The organism is Aeromonas molluscorum (assembly GCF_051376105.1).
Taxonomy (GTDB): domain Bacteria; phylum Pseudomonadota; class Gammaproteobacteria; order Enterobacterales; family Aeromonadaceae; genus Aeromonas; species Aeromonas molluscorum.
This window is the reverse complement of record NZ_JBPQCY010000001.1, coordinates 961,719-977,672: the sequence shown is the minus strand read 5'-3', so window position 1 is coordinate 977,672 and position 15,954 is coordinate 961,719. Positions and strand designations below refer to the sequence as shown.

Here is a 15,954-nt window from a genome sequence, read left to right as displayed (position 1 = left end):
CGGATAATAAAATCTAGGGGACATCATTAGATATTGTCTGTGTCACGGCGCAGAGTGTGGGCGTATAACAGGGCCACCCAAGTTGATTGGAATATTATAAAAATGAACCACTTGCTCTATCTGAAAGATGAAAACGTCAACGCCGTCCACCCCGAGTTTGCCGCCCGTTTCGCCACCGTCAAAGCCAACTTCTTCTCGCGTAATCCCGATCTCTGGCCTGTGTTCCGCGAGCCCGGGTTTGCCGCGATCAGTGCATTTCGGGCCCGGGGTCTGGCCCCGGCCGATCGCCTGGACGCCTGGCCAGAGGGGCGCGAGCGTCTCGCCGATCTTTGCGAGACCATGCCGGTGCCCCAAGCCATGCGCTCCCCGGGCGAGCCCATGGCCGAGCTGCTGTTTGCTGGCGCGTTTTCCAAAGACTGGGAGAACCCCTCCAGCGTCGAGAATGTCATCACCATGCCGGCGGATCCCGCCATCTACGGAGCCCAGCTTGGCATCTTGGCCAACCCCAATCTGGTCTACTCCGAATATGCCGGGGTGGCCGAGGAGCTGGAGCGCAAGGTGGTGCGCCAGATAGCGCTGTTGGCAGGTTATGATCCGGCCCGCGCCACCGGCATCTTCACCCAGGGGGGGACCTTCTGTAACCTCTACGGCTACCTGCTCGGCATTCGCAAGAGTCTGCCCGAGGCCAAGCACAAGGGGCTGGGCCACTATCAGGATTACCGCATCATCAACTCCCAGGGCGGCCACTACTCCAACATCACCAACCTCTCCCTGCTCGGGGTGGACATAGAGCACAAGACCATTCGCATCCAGGTCGGGGAGAACAACGACATCGATCTCGCCGATCTCGAGCGCACCCTGACCGCCTGCTTCGCCCTCAAGCACGTGGTACCCACCATCATGCTCACCATGGGCACCACGGATACCTTCGGGGTGGATCAGGTGAAACCCGTGGTCGAGCTGCGGGACCGGTTGTGCGAGCGGTTCGAGGTGGTCGTCAAGCCGCACATCCACGTGGATGCGGCCATCGGCTGGTCGATGATCTTCTTCCTGGACTATGACTTTGCCGCCAACCCGCTGGCCATCAACGGCGCCACCCTGGCGGGGATAGAGCGCAACGTGAGCCGCTTCGCCGAGCTGAAATACGCAGATTCGTTCACCGTGGACTTCCAGAAGTGGGGCTACGTGCCCTACACCTCCAGCCTGGTGATGATAAAAGAGCAGGATGACCTCAAGGCGATGGAGAATGATCCGGAGAACTTTTCCTATTTTGAGCGGGACATCCAGGGGCAGACCCACCTGCAGTCCACCATCGAATGTTCACGGGGGGCGAGCGGGCTGTTTGGCGCCTATGCGGCGTTAAATTACATGGGGGTGGAGGGGTATCGCACCGTGCTGGCCCACTGCCTGCAAAATGCCAACTACTTCCGCTACCAGTTGAGTCAGCTTGGCAACGTCAAGCTGGTGGCCCAGGAGAACCAGGGGCCGAGCGTGGGCTTCAAGATTTACAACCCCGAGTGGGTGGCGGATCCTGAGGCCGAGTTTGCCTTCGAGCTGGCCCGCTCATCTGATCCTGCCTACAAGGCACGCTTGCAGCGCAACACCGAATATCACCGCGGCCTCTTTACCGGCCGAGGCAAGGTGGGACTCTATACCAACTGGGTGGAGGCCATCGCGCGTTCCGACTACGATGCCCGCGGCAAGTACTCCTATATCGCCGGGGAGAAGGCGGTCTTCATGAACCCGGCCTGTGGCCGAGCACAGATAGACGCCTTTATCGCCCACATTCGCGGTTGAACGGGAACCGGCCAGGATGGCCTGACGAAAAGCAAAACGGCGGGAATATCCCGCCGTTTTGCTGGGTGCCAGCCGGCTTACTGCCTTTGCAGCCGAGTCAGGGTCAGCTTGCCTCCTTGTTGTTCGGCGTGGAAGCGGACCGCGTCATTGACGCGGAATCCCTGAAGCTGCGCCGGATCGGCCAGGATGAACACCATGGTCATGGGCGGCATCTTGAGGTTAGTGATGGCCTCATGCTTTATCCCCACCTTGTGATTGGCTTCATCAATGCGGGTGATGACCCCCTTGGTCATCACCTTCTCCGCCATGTCGTTCATGCCCTGCATGTCAGTCATCTGGCTCATGTCATGACCCTCATGGTTCATCATCTCCTCGGCCTGGAGCTGGGTGCTGACGGCGATGCCGAGCAGCAGTGCAAGCGTCTTGTAGTTCATCATCTCTCCTTCTCGTTGTTTATTCGCGACATTCGGTATTGGCAGGTGCAGATGGCGCAGGCCGGTCAAGGCCGCGGCTGCGCCAGAGGTAGTAGGCGGCAGGCAGCACCAGCAGGGTCAACACCAGTGCGCTAACCATGCCACCGATCATGGGGGCGGCGATGCGCTGCATCACCTCCGAGCCGGTACCCTGGCTCCACATGATGGGCAGGAGGCCGGCGATGATGGTGACCACCGTCATCATCTTGGGACGCAGGCGCAGGGCCGCGCCCTGGATGACGGCCTTGTGCAGCCCGGCTCTGTCCGGCTTGCCTTGGGCGATCAGGTCATCCCAGGCGTGGTTGAGGTAGACCAGCATCAGTACCCCGGTCTCTACCGCCACCCCGGCCAGGGCAATGAAACCGACCCCGACCGCCACCGAGAGGTTGAAATCGAGCAGCCAGACGGTCCAGATACCGCCCACCACCGCCAGCGGCAGGGTGATGAGGATGAGCAGCACCTCCTGGATGCGGCGAAATGCCAGATAGAGCAGCAGCACAATGATGGCGACCGTGAGCGGCACCACGTAGGCGAGGCGTGCCTTGGCCCGCTCCATGTACTCATATTGCCCGGACCAGTTCAGGGAGTAGCCGGGAGGCAACACCAGTGCCTCGGCGACTTGCGCCTTGGCATCCGCCACGAAGGAGCCGATATCCCGCTGTCTGATGTCGATATAGACCCAGCCACCGAGTCGGGCATTTTCGCTGCGCAGCATGGGAGCCTCGTCACTGATATGGACCCGGGCCAGATCAGCCAGGGCGATACGCTCCCCCTTGGGGGTCACCAGAGGCAGCAACGACAGGCTTGCCACCGAATCCCGGTAGCTCTGGGGGTAGCGCAGGTTGATGGGATAGCGCTCGCGCCCCTCGATGGTTTCACCCACCTCCATGCCCCCCACCGCGGTGGCGAGAGCCCCTTGCACGTCGGCGATGCTCAGGCCATAGCGAGCGGCCTTGAGCCGGTCGATGTCGACCTTGACGTAACGGCCTCCCGCCACCCGCTCGGCATAGACGGACGCGGCCCCTTCGACCTTGCCGACTATCTGCTCGAGCTGCTGGCCTATCTGCTGGATCACCTTGAGATCGGGCCCGGCTATCTTGATGCCGACCGGGGTCTTGATACCGGTGGCCAGCATGTCGATGCGGGTCTTGATGGGGGGAACCCAGGCGTTGGTGAGACCGGGGAAGCGGATGAGCGCATCAAGCTCTTCCTTGAGCTTCTCCGGCGTCATGCCGGGGCGCCACTGGTCGCGGGGTTTGAGCTGGACGCTGGTCTCCATCATCACCAGATCGGCGGGGTCGGTGGCCGTGTCGGCGCGCCCCGCCTTGCCAAACACATTCTGCACTTCGGGCACGGTGCGAATGAGCTTGTCGGTCTGCTGCAGGATCTCCCGCGCCTTGCCCACCGAGATGTTGGCCGCGGTGGTGGGCATGTACATGATGTCCCCCTCATCCAGGGGCGGTATGAACTCTGAGCCAAGATAGTGCAGCGGCCAGAAGCCGATGACGGTCACCGCCAGCGCCAGCGCCAGGGTGCGCTTGGGGCGATTGAGTACGGCATTGAGCAGTGGAATGTAGCCCCGGGTCAGAGTGCGGTTGAGGGGGTTTGCCTGCTCGCTCAGCACCTTGCCGCGGATAAAGTAGCCCATCATGACTGGAACGAGTGTGATGGCCAGCGCCGCCGCCGCCGCCATGGCGTAGGTCTTGGTGTAAGCGAGGGGATGGAACATGCGTCCCTCCTGGGCCTCCAGGGCAAACACCGGCAGGAAGCTCATGGTGATGATGAGCAGGGAGAAGAAGATGGCGGGTCCCACTTCTATGCTGGCCTGGGCTATCACCTGCCAGCGGTTCTGGTCGGTGAGCCGGGTCTTCTCCAGGTGTTTGTGGACATTCTCTATCATGACGATGGCACCATCCACCATGGCGCCGATGGCGATGGCGATGCCCCCAAGGGACATGATATTGGCGTTGATCCCCTGCAAGTGCATGATGATGAAGGCCACCAGAATGGCGATGGGCAGGGTGATCACCACCACCAGCGAGGATCTCAGGTGGAACAGGAAGGCGAAGCAGACCAGCACTACCACCGCGAACTCCTCCAGCAGCTTGCCGGAGAGGTTGTCGATGGCACGCGCGATAAGATCGGATCTGTCATAGACGGTGACCACCTCCACCCCGGCTGGCAGGCTCTTTTTCAGATCGGCGAGCCTCGCCTTGACCCCATCGATGGTGTGCTGGGCATTCTCGCCGTAGCGCATCACGACGATGCCCCCCACGACTTCACCTTCGCCGTTGAGTTCGGCAATGCCGCGTCGCATCTGCGGACCGATGACCACGTCCGCCACATCCCCCAGCAGCAGCGGGGCGCCGCGCACCAGGGTGCCGAGCGGGATCTGCTTGAGATCGGCCACACCCTGGATGTAACCACTGGCGCGAACCATGTATTCGGCTTCCGCCATCTCGATGACGGAGGCTCCCGTCTCCTGGTTACCCTGCTCAATAGCGGTCTTGATGAGAGAGAGGGGAATGCCGTAGGCGCGCAGCTTGTCCGGGTCGACCCGCACCTGATACTGGCGCACCATGCCGCCGACTGTGGCTATCTCGGCAACGCCGGGCACCGTTTGCAACTCGTACTTGAGAAACCAGTTCTGCAAGGAAGTGAGCTGGGCCAGGTCATGCTGGCCGCTCTTGTCCTGCAGGGCGTACTGATAGACCCAGCCCACCCCGGTGGCATCCGGGCCTAGCTGTGGTTTGGCCGAGGGGGGCAGCTTGGCTGTCACCTGACTCAAGTACTCCAGCACCCGGGCGCGGGCCCAGTAGAGATCCGTCTTGTCATCGAACAGCACATAGACAAAGGAGTCGCCGAAGAAGGAGTAGCCCCGCACCGTGGTGGCCCCCGGTACCGAGAGCAGGGCCGTGGTGAGCGGATAGGTGACCTGATCCTCCACCACCTGCGGCGCCTGGCCCGGGTAGGGGGTCTTGATGATCACCTGGACGTCGGAGAGATCCGGCAAGGCATCGACCGGGGTCTGCTTGACCGACCAGAGTCCCCAGGCGGTGAGCATGGCGGTCAGCAGCAGCACCAGGAAGCGGTTGCCGATGGACCAGCGAATAATGGCAGGGATCATGGCTTGGCTCCCATATCGTGCTGGCTGTGATCCATCCCTTCCATCTCATCCCGGGGCGCCTTGTCGGCCTCTTTATCTGCCTGGTCGGTCGAGGGGGACGTGCTGGATTTCTCCAGATGTATGGTGGTGATGCGGTACTCGTCCCCCTCCTGCTCCACTTGCAGATGCAGGGTCTGACCCTTGCCAAGCTGGCTCATGTCGACTCCCTCCGCCACGCTGAAATCCATCTCCATGGCGGGCCATTGCCACTCGGGGATAGGGTGATGGGAGACCCCCAGGGTGCGGTTGGCAAGATCGATGCTCTGTACCTCGCCCTGGGTCCAGACCTGGGAGGGACGCAGCGCCGTCATGCGCTGGAAGTCTGAATCGATGCTCGATTCCGAGTCGAGCAAGAACTGGGCCGAGCGGACTATGTTGTCCCCGGCTTCGACCCCGTCGATGATGGCCAGCTGGTCGCCAAACTGGGCCCCCAGGGTGACCGCTACCGACTTGAAGCGTCCTTCGCCCAGCGCCAATACCAGTCGGTCCTGGCTGCCGGTGCGGATCACCGCTTCGCTTGGCACTAAAAGACGGGGCTTACCATGGCCGCTGCGAATGCGCACCTTGGCAAACATGTTCGGCTTGAGAAACTCGTCTTTATTGTCAAAACGCAGCCGCGCCTTGAGGGTTCGGCTGCTCGCATCCAGGGTGGGATAGAGGTAATCCACCTGACCCTGCCAGCGGCGGCCCGGGGCGTAATCCAGGCTCATGGTGACGGGATCGCCGACCTTGAGCTGGCCCGCCTGGCGCTCGAATACCTCGGCGCTGACCCAGACCTGACTCAGGGTGCCCAGGTTGAACAGGGCGGCGGCGGGCTCCACGTATTGGCCCTCGCGCACCTTGAGATCCGAGACATAGCCACTGCTCGGGGCATAGATGCGGATGGTCTCGCTGACCTTGCGGCTGCGCTTGAGCTGCTCAATCTGCACAAGGGGGACCTGCAGGGCCTTGAGTTTGCCGGTGGCGGCACGCAGCAGCAGTGGGTTGTTGCTGCCCATGGCCAGCAGGTACTCATGTTGGGCATTGACCAGATCCGGGGCATAGATCTCGTAGAGCAGACTGCCCTTGGCGACCTTCTGCCCCTCGCTCTTGATGGCCAGAGTGCGGATCCAGCCCGCCATGCGGGCGTTGATGGCTTCGAGTTTGTCCTCGTCATATCCCACATAACCCACGGTGTCTATCTGCTGATAGGCGGGGGCCAGTTCGACCTTGGCCATCCTGACCCCCAGATTTTGCTGGATCTCCGGGCTGATGGTGAGGGTGCCCGGAGAGCCATCTTGGCGCTCCTCATACACCGGCAGGAAATCCATGCCCATGTTGTCCTTGGCGGGGCCATCGCGCTTATCACGGGGATCCATGGGGTTGACCCAGTAGAGCGGTGCCTTCTCTTTGGCCCCGCTGTCCGTGGTCTGCTTGGCAGCCCAGTATCCCCCACCGGCGCCGAGGGCGAGCAGGAGCATGGATAGCGGCAATGTCCTGGTCATGACACACCTCCGGCGCAGGAGGCGGGGGTGCAGGGATGCACGGCAATGTTGGCTGGTGACATGATACATCTTCTCTCTTGTCGAGCCGCGCGCGGCTGGGTCATCCAGGCCTGCAAACCGCAGGGCAGGTTTGCTTGAGTCAGGGATGCAGCGATAGCGTTGGGCGGCAAAGGGGCGTCTGACCGGGGTCTGAGACGCTCAGCTCGTCATGCAAAGTCGGCCGAGGGCGCGCCTTGCACAAAATAGGCAGGGAGAAGATCTGGCTAGTGGCGCAGCACCGACAGCATCAGGTGGCGGCGAGGCCAGGAGGGAGGGTGGCAGCGTCGCTCCCAGAGGAAGGGATTGCGCAGCCAGAGACCGAGGCACCGGGGCAACGCTCTTTGACCAAACCAGAGCAACAACGGCAGGGCCAGCAAGGGCAACAGAGCCAGCAACAGCGAAAGGGTGGCACCCACCACGGATTGCAGCTGACACTCATCATGCTTGTTCTGATCGCCATTGACGGCATGGCAGCCGAGGGGGGAGGCCATGTTGTCGGTGTCAGCTAGCTGGGCATTTGACTGGGGGGAGACGCCATGTTCGGCCCCCATGAACGCATGGTTCATGCCTTCATGGCTCAGCTGGGCTGCGACCGGCTGCGCGAGGGCAGCTTGAGTGTGCCAGCTGATGCACAGGGTCAGATTGCAGACGAGCAAGAGCCCCAGCAACAGCCGGGCAATGCGCTCAGTAGGCAATATCGATGACAGCATGGGACTTTCCTGACGATGTATGACCTTACTGTAAAGCTTGCCGTGAGAGTAAGGTCAAGCCGGAACCTTGAGTTTGGTGACAAGCATCATGGTGGCAAAGAGAGAGGGGGCATCACGCAGGCAGGGAGAAGGCATGGGCCCCGGGTCGAGCCCGGGGCCAGACAAGCGGCAGAGACGGGCCCTGCCGCTTGGACATCAGGCGAAGCAGGTCCAGATGGGTGCATGATCCGAGGGCTTCTCGATACCGCGCAGCTCATAGTCGATCCCCGTCTCCGTCACCCTGTCCTTGAGCGCATTGGAGGCCAGGATGAGGTCGATGCGCAGGCCACGGTTCTCGTCAAATCCCTTGGAGCGGTAATCAAACCAGGAAAAACGCTCGCACTCGGTCGGGTTGGCGGCACGGAAGGTATCGGTCAGGCCGAAGCTTTGCAGACGCGCCAGCCATTCGCGCTCTACCGGCAGGAAGGAGCACTTGCCATCGCGCAGCCAGCGTTTGCGGTTTGCCTCGCCGATGCCGATGTCGAGATCCGTGGGGGAGATGTTCACATCCCCGATCAGCACCAGCTGATCGTCCGGGGTGTGGTGGGTCTCGAGATAGTGCTGCAAATCCTCATAGAACTTCTGCTTGGCCGGGAACTTGGTCTCGTGGTCCTGGCTCTCCCCTTGGGGGAAGTAGCCGTTCATGACGGTGATGACGGAGCCATCCTCGCGCTGGAAGTTTGCCATTATCATGCGGCGCTGGGCATCTTCGGGATCGGTCGGAAAGCCCTTTTGCACAGAGAGGGGTTTCTGCTTGCTCATGATGGCCACCCCGTAGTGACCCTTCTGGCCATGAAACTCCACGTGATAGCCCATGGCTTCCACATCGGCAACGGGGAAGGCATCGTCGTGGACCTTGATCTCCTGCAGGCCGATCACATCCGGCTGGTGCTTGTCGATGATGGCTTGCAACTGATGAAGACGGGCGCGAAGGCCGTTGATATTGAAAGAGATGATCTTCATGTCGATGTGCTCATGTCGTTTTTATAGGTGACTATTGGACTAGGAATCCAGAGCCGATGCAAGTCCGGCGCCTTGCCCCTCATTGGCTCTGGGTGAACTCCTGGCGCAGCTTGCGGAATCTCTCCTGCTGGGCGGGATTGAGGGGGATGCCATCCAGCATCGCCAGGGTCTCCTTGCACTCGTTCGGAAAATCAGGGCTCTTGCGGTGCTTCTCGATGAGTTTGAGCAACACCTGTATCTTGTTGAGCGCAGCTCCGGTATTGGCGGGGGCGCGGCGCAGCGCCTCACGAAAGTGAGTCAGTGCCTGCTCGAATTCTCCCCCTTGATAAGCCTTGATGCCGAGTTCGTTGAGCTGTTGGTAACGCTGACGCCGCTCCTGCACCGTCTTGTCGTTGCGAGTGGCCTGGATGCAGATGGTGAGCAGCCGGTCCTCGTCCTTGGCCAGGTGGTCTTGCAGGCTTTCGGCGTACTCGAACTCGCCGAGCTGATAGAGCGCCAGCACCGTCTCACCGAGCAGGGCGACCGGCATGTTGGCCGGTTGGTCCAGCCAATGCTGGTTGGCGCGATAGAGCATCTTCTTGCCCTTGATGAGCTGGCCGAGGGCCACCTGCACCCGGGCTTGGCAGATCTGCTCGAACACGGGGTAGTTGAACTCGCTCACCATCAGGGAGTCACGGATGCGTGACAGCGCCGAGTTGACCTGTTTTTGCAGATTGGCGATGTGATAGCCGTCATTGCTGTTGAGGGCATAGAGGGTCAGACACTGGATGTAGGCCCCCAGGTAGTGAGGGGTTCTGTGAATAGAGTTGCGAGACAGGTCGATGAGGGTGAGCAGCACATCCCGGGCCTGGGCATAGTCATGGCGCTGCAGGCAGATTTCGGCCAGGCGGCGCGACAGCAGCACGGACTGGGGGGATATCTCCACCGCCCGTTTCAGCTCGCGCTGGGCGCTCTCCTCCTCGCCGAGGGCAAGCTGCGCCTCGGCCAGCCAGAGATAGGCTTCCACCATCAGGGGATTGTGTTTGAGGGTCGCCTGCAGATGGCTCACCGCCTCTTCATTGAGCCCCAGAGTGTGGCATGCCTTGCCCAGGGTGAGCCGGGCCCAGCCGTTCTCCTGGCCAGCCAGCAGCTGGCGCATCAGGCTGCGAGCCTCCCTGGCCTGACCAAGCCTTAGCTGGGTATCGGCCTGCAGGCAGCGGCAGAAGTTGGCAAACCGCGGGATGGCATCGGCACGCTCGGCGCAGGCCCGGATCAACTGCTCGGGTTTGTCCTCGGCCAGCGCCCGGAACACACTCTCCAGGGCCTGACGACGGGCCAGTGCCCGGCGCAGCCGAAACTTGAACTGCTCCTGGGAGAAGGGCTTCATGAGGTACTCATCTGGCTCGACTTCGAGGGCGCTCAGCACCATGGCCCGGGAGCTGTCGCTGCTGACCATGATCACCACGCTCTGGGGCGGGATCAGCCCCTTGTCGCGCAGGCTCTCCAGTAGTTGGCGGCCATTCTCACCGCCACCGAGATCGTAATCGAACAGATAGATGTCGAAACTCTCTTTCAGGCAGCGGCGGCGCGCCTCTTCGGCACTGTTGGCAAAATTGATGCGATTGATGCCGATGTTCTGCAGCATGGCCTTCATCATCACCTGAAAGGCGCGCTGATCGTCCACCAACAGCAGCCGCAGGGGCTTGACGGGGGCAGGCTTGGGCGGCGCATCGCCAGCGGAGAGGTCGGGATCCTGGGTCGGCATGGCTCTGGGTCTTTAGGCTGGGATATGCCAGTGTGCCACCAAAGTTCGGGATCAGGCAATTGGCAAAGGTGGGGGAGTTGCCAGGCCCGTGACGGGCCCGGCAGCTTGATTAAGCGACGGGTTATTTTACCAGGTAGGGGGCAAACTGCGGGCTGTAATCGGCCTTGAAGCCCTCATCCGTCTTGATGATGAGGTAGACCGCCAGCTGGTGCGCCTTGGCAAATACCATGGCTTGCTCCGGGCCCATCACCACCAGGGCGGTATCCAGGGCATCTGCCTCGAGGGCATCTTTGGTGATGACGCTGGCCGATACCAGCCGGTGGGTCACGGGCCGGCCGGTGGCGGGATCTATGATGTGGGAGTAGCGCACACCATCCTGCTCGTAGTAGTTGCGGTAGCTGCCGGCCGTACTCACCGCCATCCCCTTGGGCATGACGATGTCAGAGAAGGCCCCAGGCTTGTCGGAGGGCTCGACGATGGCAATGCGCCAGGGATTGCCCTTGTCATTGACCCCCTTGCTGCGCACCGCACCCGCTACCTCGACCAGGTAATCCTCGATGCCCTTGTCATCGAACAGCTGGGCGATGGCATCGGCGGCGGCCCCTTCCCCCAGGGTGGAGAGATCCAGATAAAGGTCCGGTATCGCCTTGTGGAGCAGATAGGTCTCCCCTTGCCGGGTCAGGCTCAGCTTGTCGATACCGACGCGCTCGCGGGCGGCGGCAATCTGGGCCTCGCCCGGCCTCTTGACCGGTCGCTTGTCCGGACCAAAGCCCCACAGATTGACCAGGGGGCCTATGGTCACATCCAGCTTGCCCTGAGTGAGGTGGCCTGCGTCTATGCCTTGCTGGACGATGCGGGCCATCTCGGCCGGTATCTCCATGGCCGGTTCAACCGGCCCTTGATTGAAGCGGGAGATGAGGGCGTCAGGATCGTAGGTGGAGATCTCCTTGTTCATGCGACCGAGCAAGGTGTCTATCTCCCGCTTGAGTGCGGGATCGCCGCCTGGGTAGCCCCCGGGCAGCGTCAGGCTGTAGTAGGTCCCCATGGTCTTGCCTTGCAGACGAGTGGTCGTGGGGGGCCGGGGCTGGCACCCAGTCAGCAGCACAGCGAGCAAAGAGACCAATAGCAGGCCGAGACCGGGCCGCAAGGCAGGAGCTAACATCAAAACCTCTCTCATCTGGGCCCGGCAACGGAGCCGGGAGCTTGAGGGGCAGAGCTTAAGGCAAGGCAAGGGGGGATGCGAGCCCGGCCCCTGGCCGGGAACGCAGTATAATTAAGCGCCGTTGAACCCGGGCCTGGGGCCATGGTTGCGCAGCAGGCGGTGATCTGGCCCGCAGCTTTGGGACTAAACGCTGGTTGATTGGAACCCAATGAGTACAATAAGGTCGATCCAGACAGCATCTTTGTCTGCCAAGGCGCGAGCTGGCCAGGCAATTCTGTTGCTATCGTCTGCCAACCAAAGGAGAGGATGATGAAAAAGGTAATTCCCCTGTTGCTTCTGAGTGCCCTGGCGGCTCCCGCTTTTGCCGATGACTGCACCCTGGCGGTGGAAGCCAACGATGCCATGCAGTTCAACACCAAGGCGCTGAGCGTACCGGCAACCTGTAAAGAGGTAACCATCAACCTGACGCACACCGGCAAGCTGCCGATCACGGCCATGGGACACAACTGGGCGCTGACTACCACGGCTGACTTCCAGGACGTGGCGACCGCGGGCATGAGTGCGGGGCCGGACAATAACTACCTGCCCAAGGACGATGCCCGTGTCCTGGCGCACACCAAGCTGATTGGTGGCGGTGAAACCACCAGCGTCACCTTCCCGACCGAGGGAATGGCTGGCAAGGATCTCACCTTCTTCTGCTCCTTCCCCGGCCACTGGGCCATGATGAAGGGCAGCTTCAAGGTCGGTTGATTTCGAGGCTCAAGATGAGAGAAGCCGGGCTTGCCCGGCTTTTTTATGCTGCTGATGTGGCAAGCGAACGGATTGAATAAACGACTCTGTATCGTGACCCCGCGAGCAGTTCCCGCCGCACTGGGGGGATAGAATAAGTGGCAAACGGGGCCATGTTCCCAGTGACGAGACAGGTAAATAGCGGTAATGAGAGCAGTAAAATGGGTGATCAGCTGTTGTCTGATGTTGCTATGCACCATAGCGTTGGCCGCAGAGCCCCCGGTCAAGAAGAGCCGCAATGGCATCTGCCATCCCAAGGGCGGTACCTACTACAGCCGCACCAAGCACTACGAACCCTATGACACCATGCAGGCCTGCCTCGACAGCGGGGGACGCGCGCCAAAACGCTGAGCTTGGGATGAAGAGTTATTGCCGTTGCCGCAGGGTGAAGAAGGCGATGGTGGCCTTCTTGCTGCACTCGAGCATGATGCTCTCTTGCGCGCTGACGACCAGGGTATCCCCCTTGGCGAGGTCATGCTCCGCCACCTTGAGGCTCCCCTCCAGCAGGGTGACCAGATAGGTGTGTGCAGGCTCCAGGGTCAAGGGCAGGGAGAAGGGCAGGGTCAGCACCCGCACATTGGCATCCAACTTGGTTGCGTCATAGATAAGCCCCAGGTCCGTCACCTCTTTTTTCAACAAGGCGCAATGGGTCTCATCGTCGCCGCTAAAATGTGCCGCCTCGAAGGTGGCATAGGGGTGGCCGTTGAGCACGAATCCGGCGCCGCTGATGGGCAGCAGGATGCGGGCATAACCGGGGAAGGGGGAGAAGGGGCCAGCCTCCTTGATAGGCGCCGAGCTCAGCCGGTAATCGAAATCGAGCCTGGCCAGGGTGCTGCCTGCCGGGGCTATCGTTATTTCGGCTGTGCTGCCCTTGCCATTTTTCCAGGGCATTTTGCGCTGCTGGGCCACGGTGATCAGTTGGTACAAGGTTTTCCCCTCATCATGAGTCTGGCCCCAGAGATAGCACCCCTCCCACCCCGAGGACAAGTGTGCCCGGTGCGAGTGCGGTTTTTTCCAGCGTTTGTCATGATGCAGCCCATCGGCACGAAAGCAACAGGAGCAAGAGATGAACATTGGCGCCTTTTCGGCCCTGACCGGGCTGACCCCTCATACCCTGCGCTACTACGAGCAGTTGGGTCTGCTGAAGGTCGCGCGGGCAGCTAATGGTCACCGCCATTACAGTGTGCGGGAGCAGGAGTGGATGACCTTCATCGCCCGGCTCAAGGCGACCGGCATGCCGCTCAAGCAGATACTGCACTATGCCCAACTGAGGGCTCAGGGTGAGGAGACTCATCAGGCCCGCCAAGCCTTGCTGGAAGCCCATGCCCAACGGCTGCGTGAGCGACTCAATGAGCAGCAGTGTCATCTGGCGGCACTGGAAGCCAAGATAGCCCACTACCAGGGCGGTTGAGGGGGCATGGTACTCAGGCCGCGATGGATGTGGCTCTCATCCAGTGGTAGGTCATGGCCCTTGACTTAGAGTGGACTCTAACTCTTATGCTCGGTTCTGACTCAGGTCGGAGTCGTTCACAGGAGAGAACTGATGCAGAGCGAACGTTATCAACAGGGGCTGACCAAGTTAAACGAAATTGACGGCGAGGCAGGGCAGAAGGTGCTGGAAAGCCTGGCGGGAGTCTGCCCTGATCTGGCGCGCTATATCATTGAGTATCCATTTGGCGATATCTATCAGCGGCCAGGATTGAGCTTAGGTTCCCGGGAGCTGGTCACAGTCGCCGCTCTGACAGCCATGGGCCACTGTGCCCCGCAACTAGAGGTACATCTTCATGGCGCCCTCAATGTTGGCTGTAGCCAACGGGAGCTGGTGGAGGTGATATTGCAGATGTCGGTCTATGCCGGTTTTCCGGCTGCCATCAATGGCATGGCAGTGGCACGCAAGGTGTTTGAGGCGCGCGGTCTATTGCCTGCCACGTCATGAGTCAAGAGGGGCTTATCTGAGGCGAATATAAGGATTATGCTGGAGCAAGTTCATGGTGTTTAAGGAGAGACAAGATGGCCTGGATATCCTTGTTGGTGGGCATCGCCCTCATCTGGTGGCTGCTCAAGCTGGGCCGCGGCCCCCTGTTCGACCTCAGGCTGGCTCACGGCAAGCTGGTGGTGAAAAGGGGCAAGTTGCCTCCCGCCTTCATCAGGCAACTGGAGCAGATACTGAAACGGGAGGCGGTGCGTGGCCGCATTCAGGGGTTGCGTGATGGGGACGGGGTGCGTCTCGTCTTCTCTCGATCCATCCCCGAGCCTGTCGCCCAGCGGGTGCGCAACGTCTTCCCCTATGGCGATTATCGTGGCCGGCTGCCTACCCAGCCCTCGGGTCACAAGCGCCACTGACCCCGGGTTCAATCTCGGCCAAGGTTGAGCCGGGTGATAAAGGAGGGCCCCGCTGCCAGCAGCGGGGCCCTCCTTTTATGTTGTGAGGCCAACCATCGACCGACAGGGCGAGGCCGGGTTAGCGCTCCAGCAGGGGCGGTGAGCGGTAGCTCCACATGCCATAGGTGCGTAAGGCGTCGCGGTAGATACCCAGCAGCTCACCCTTTTCCACCTTGGCGAGGTTGGAGATGGGCTTGTCCGGGTAGCTGACGCTGTCGATGCGGATATTGGCCGGGCCAGTTTGCCAGCAGGCGATCTCCAGCAGGGTCTGGCCACGACGCACATGGCTGGCGGAGCTGACCAGGGTGGCGCTCTCTATCTGGTGGCGGGCCAGAACCCAGGCACTGTAGAGGGCATTTTCGACCGTGCTGGTGGCATAGTTCTCTTCGATGATGCGTGAGCGGCTTATCCCCTTGCTCACCAGCCAGTCGGCCATCTGTTTGCCCTCGGTCTGACGATTCTGGGGTACACCGCCGCTCACTATGATGAGGGACTTGGGATCGGCCTTGGCCAGGGCGCGGGTGGTATCGAGGCGGCCAAGCAGTATGTCGCTCATGCTGCCATCGGGGTTCAGGGCATAACCGAGCGTGACGATGGCGCGCCGTCCACTCTTGTCCTGGTCCCGTCCGGCCCGCTCCTTGAGCGGTGTCTCGACCACCTTGTCTATGATGGCAAAAATGTGCTGCAAGTCGGCCTCGCGACCGGGGTTACGCTCCTTGAGCTGGGCGAGGTACTTGTTGGCGTTGTCGGGATTTCCCTTGAAGCGCTGCCAGACCGCGAGGTAGGAGAGCAAGTCCACATCATCCGGGGCCGCGACCAGGGCTTGTTCAAACAGGGCGATGGCCCGGTCAATCTTGCCGTTGTAAATCTGGGCATTGGCCGCCGAGACGAGCAGGTCGGTGCGATAGGGTTCGAGTTGGTAGGCTTCGAGCAGTCGCGTGCTGATCAGCTCTACATTGCTTGGCATCTTGGCGGTGAAGCCCGCATCCGAGACCCTGGCCGGGGAGTCAAAGATCCGTTTGGCCTCGCCGAGCAGCTGATCCACCACCTGACGCTTGCTGATGATTTGACCGTAATCTTGTTCCGATTGCAGACTGCGTACCGGTACGGCCCAGGCCAATGTCGGCGTGAGCAGGCTGAGCATGAGCAGGGTGGCGAGGGAGAGTCTGTGGTTCATAAGCTGTCCACCTGGTAGGAGAAGAGAGG

At 61.2% G+C, this 15,954-nt stretch carries 15 protein-coding genes; 6 read left to right on the top strand and 9 right to left on the bottom strand.

Features of this window, described 5'->3' with window-relative positions; translation table 11 throughout:
• The first annotated feature begins 102 nt into the window (after positions 1-102).
• A complete protein-coding gene (locus ACSMDR_RS04665) occupies positions 103-1,797 on the top strand; it encodes a pyridoxal phosphate-dependent decarboxylase family protein (RefSeq protein WP_436467298.1) in 1,695 nt (564 codons plus the stop codon).
• A gap of 77 nt (positions 1,798-1,874) precedes the next feature.
• On the opposite strand, the gene ACSMDR_RS04660 is transcribed toward ACSMDR_RS04665, so the two are convergent.
• The 7 genes from ACSMDR_RS04660 to ACSMDR_RS04630 all read right to left on the bottom strand — a co-directional run bounded on the left by ACSMDR_RS04660 (position 1,875) and on the right by ACSMDR_RS04630 (position 11,577).
• On the bottom strand, positions 1,875-2,231 hold the full coding sequence (locus ACSMDR_RS04660; protein ID WP_436467296.1) for a copper-binding protein: 357 nt from the start codon (positions 2,229-2,231) through the stop codon (positions 1,875-1,877).
• Positions 2,232-2,250: 19 nt separating this feature from the next.
• Positions 2,251-5,397, bottom strand: coding sequence for an efflux RND transporter permease subunit (locus ACSMDR_RS04655; protein WP_436467294.1), 3,147 nt, complete (start codon positions 5,395-5,397; stop codon positions 2,251-2,253).
• Positions 5,394-6,920 (bottom strand): efflux RND transporter periplasmic adaptor subunit, encoded by a 1,527-nt coding sequence (locus ACSMDR_RS04650; RefSeq protein ID WP_436467292.1) that lies wholly within the window; start codon positions 6,918-6,920, stop codon positions 5,394-5,396. Before ACSMDR_RS04650 ends, ACSMDR_RS04655 begins: the two co-directional genes overlap by 4 nt.
• Positions 6,921-7,183: 263 nt before the next feature.
• On the bottom strand, positions 7,184-7,669 hold the full coding sequence (locus ACSMDR_RS04645) for a hypothetical protein (RefSeq protein ID WP_436467290.1): 486 nt from the start codon (positions 7,667-7,669) through the stop codon (positions 7,184-7,186).
• Positions 7,670-7,864: 195 nt separating this feature from the next.
• Positions 7,865-8,671 (bottom strand): exodeoxyribonuclease III, encoded by an 807-nt coding sequence (gene xthA, locus ACSMDR_RS04640; protein ID WP_005905416.1) that lies wholly within the window; start codon positions 8,669-8,671, stop codon positions 7,865-7,867.
• A gap of 79 nt (positions 8,672-8,750) precedes the next feature.
• Positions 8,751-10,415, bottom strand: coding sequence for a response regulator (locus tag ACSMDR_RS04635; protein WP_436467288.1), 1,665 nt, complete (start codon positions 10,413-10,415; stop codon positions 8,751-8,753).
• A 121-nt stretch (positions 10,416-10,536) separates the two neighbouring features.
• Entirely contained in the window at positions 10,537-11,577 is a 1,041-nt protein-coding gene (locus tag ACSMDR_RS04630; RefSeq protein WP_436467286.1) for an FAD:protein FMN transferase, read from the bottom strand.
• Between the two features lie 309 nt (positions 11,578-11,886).
• Here ACSMDR_RS04630 and azu point away from each other — a divergent pair, with 309 nt between their 5' ends.
• Both azu and ACSMDR_RS04620 read left to right on the top strand, forming a co-directional pair.
• A complete protein-coding gene (gene azu / locus ACSMDR_RS04625) occupies positions 11,887-12,327 on the top strand; it encodes an azurin (protein ID WP_436467284.1) in 441 nt (146 codons plus the stop codon).
• Between the two features lie 186 nt (positions 12,328-12,513).
• Positions 12,514-12,717, top strand: a complete 204-nt coding sequence (locus tag ACSMDR_RS04620; protein ID WP_436467282.1) for a hypothetical protein — start codon at positions 12,514-12,516, stop codon at positions 12,715-12,717.
• Positions 12,718-12,732: 15 nt separating this feature from the next.
• Here ACSMDR_RS04620 and ACSMDR_RS04615 read toward each other — a convergent pair whose 3' ends face one another.
• Positions 12,733-13,257: a HutD family protein gene (locus ACSMDR_RS04615; protein WP_436468196.1), complete on the bottom strand. Its 525-nt coding sequence runs from the start codon at positions 13,255-13,257 to the stop codon at positions 12,733-12,735.
• 175 nt (positions 13,258-13,432) lie between these two features.
• Here ACSMDR_RS04615 and ACSMDR_RS04610 point away from each other — a divergent pair, with 175 nt between their 5' ends.
• The 3 genes from ACSMDR_RS04610 to ACSMDR_RS04600 all read left to right on the top strand — a co-directional run bounded on the left by ACSMDR_RS04610 (position 13,433) and on the right by ACSMDR_RS04600 (position 14,709).
• Positions 13,433-13,777 (top strand): MerR family transcriptional regulator, encoded by a 345-nt coding sequence (locus tag ACSMDR_RS04610; RefSeq protein ID WP_436467280.1) that lies wholly within the window; start codon positions 13,433-13,435, stop codon positions 13,775-13,777.
• A gap of 132 nt (positions 13,778-13,909) precedes the next feature.
• Positions 13,910-14,302: a carboxymuconolactone decarboxylase family protein gene (locus tag ACSMDR_RS04605; protein ID WP_005905403.1), complete on the top strand. Its 393-nt coding sequence runs from the start codon at positions 13,910-13,912 to the stop codon at positions 14,300-14,302.
• Between the two features lie 74 nt (positions 14,303-14,376).
• Positions 14,377-14,709: a DUF3634 family protein gene (locus tag ACSMDR_RS04600; RefSeq protein WP_436467277.1), complete on the top strand. Its 333-nt coding sequence runs from the start codon at positions 14,377-14,379 to the stop codon at positions 14,707-14,709.
• 118 nt (positions 14,710-14,827) lie between these two features.
• Here ACSMDR_RS04600 and ACSMDR_RS04595 read toward each other — a convergent pair whose 3' ends face one another.
• On the bottom strand, positions 14,828-15,925 hold the full coding sequence (locus ACSMDR_RS04595) for an ElyC/SanA/YdcF family protein (protein WP_436467275.1): 1,098 nt from the start codon (positions 15,923-15,925) through the stop codon (positions 14,828-14,830).
• Between the last annotated feature and the right edge of the window lie 29 nt (positions 15,926-15,954).

Coding starts and splice junctions, on each gene's coding strand:
- ACSMDR_RS04615 (WP_436468196.1), bottom strand. CDS start 13,257: ATGCCCTGGAAAAATGGCAAGGGCAGCACAGCCGAAATAACGATAGCC.
- ACSMDR_RS04660 (WP_436467296.1), bottom strand. CDS start 2,231: ATGAACTACAAGACGCTTGCACTGCTGCTCGGCATCGCCGTCAGCACC.
- ACSMDR_RS04620 (WP_436467282.1), top strand. CDS start 12,514: ATGAGAGCAGTAAAATGGGTGATCAGCTGTTGTCTGATGTTGCTATGC.
- ACSMDR_RS04665 (WP_436467298.1), top strand. CDS start 103: ATGAACCACTTGCTCTATCTGAAAGATGAAAACGTCAACGCCGTCCAC.
- ACSMDR_RS04635 (WP_436467288.1), bottom strand. CDS start 10,415: ATGCCGACCCAGGATCCCGACCTCTCCGCTGGCGATGCGCCGCCCAAG.
- ACSMDR_RS04645 (WP_436467290.1), bottom strand. CDS start 7,669: ATGCTGTCATCGATATTGCCTACTGAGCGCATTGCCCGGCTGTTGCTG.
- ACSMDR_RS04610 (WP_436467280.1), top strand. CDS start 13,433: ATGAACATTGGCGCCTTTTCGGCCCTGACCGGGCTGACCCCTCATACC.
- ACSMDR_RS04630 (WP_436467286.1), bottom strand. CDS start 11,577: ATGTTAGCTCCTGCCTTGCGGCCCGGTCTCGGCCTGCTATTGGTCTCT.
- xthA (WP_005905416.1), bottom strand. CDS start 8,671: ATGAAGATCATCTCTTTCAATATCAACGGCCTTCGCGCCCGTCTTCAT.
- ACSMDR_RS04595 (WP_436467275.1), bottom strand. CDS start 15,925: ATGAACCACAGACTCTCCCTCGCCACCCTGCTCATGCTCAGCCTGCTC.
- azu (WP_436467284.1), top strand. CDS start 11,887: ATGAAAAAGGTAATTCCCCTGTTGCTTCTGAGTGCCCTGGCGGCTCCC.
- ACSMDR_RS04605 (WP_005905403.1), top strand. CDS start 13,910: ATGCAGAGCGAACGTTATCAACAGGGGCTGACCAAGTTAAACGAAATT.
- ACSMDR_RS04655 (WP_436467294.1), bottom strand. CDS start 5,397: ATGATCCCTGCCATTATTCGCTGGTCCATCGGCAACCGCTTCCTGGTG.
- ACSMDR_RS04600 (WP_436467277.1), top strand. CDS start 14,377: ATGGCCTGGATATCCTTGTTGGTGGGCATCGCCCTCATCTGGTGGCTG.
- ACSMDR_RS04650 (WP_436467292.1), bottom strand. CDS start 6,920: ATGACCAGGACATTGCCGCTATCCATGCTCCTGCTCGCCCTCGGCGCC.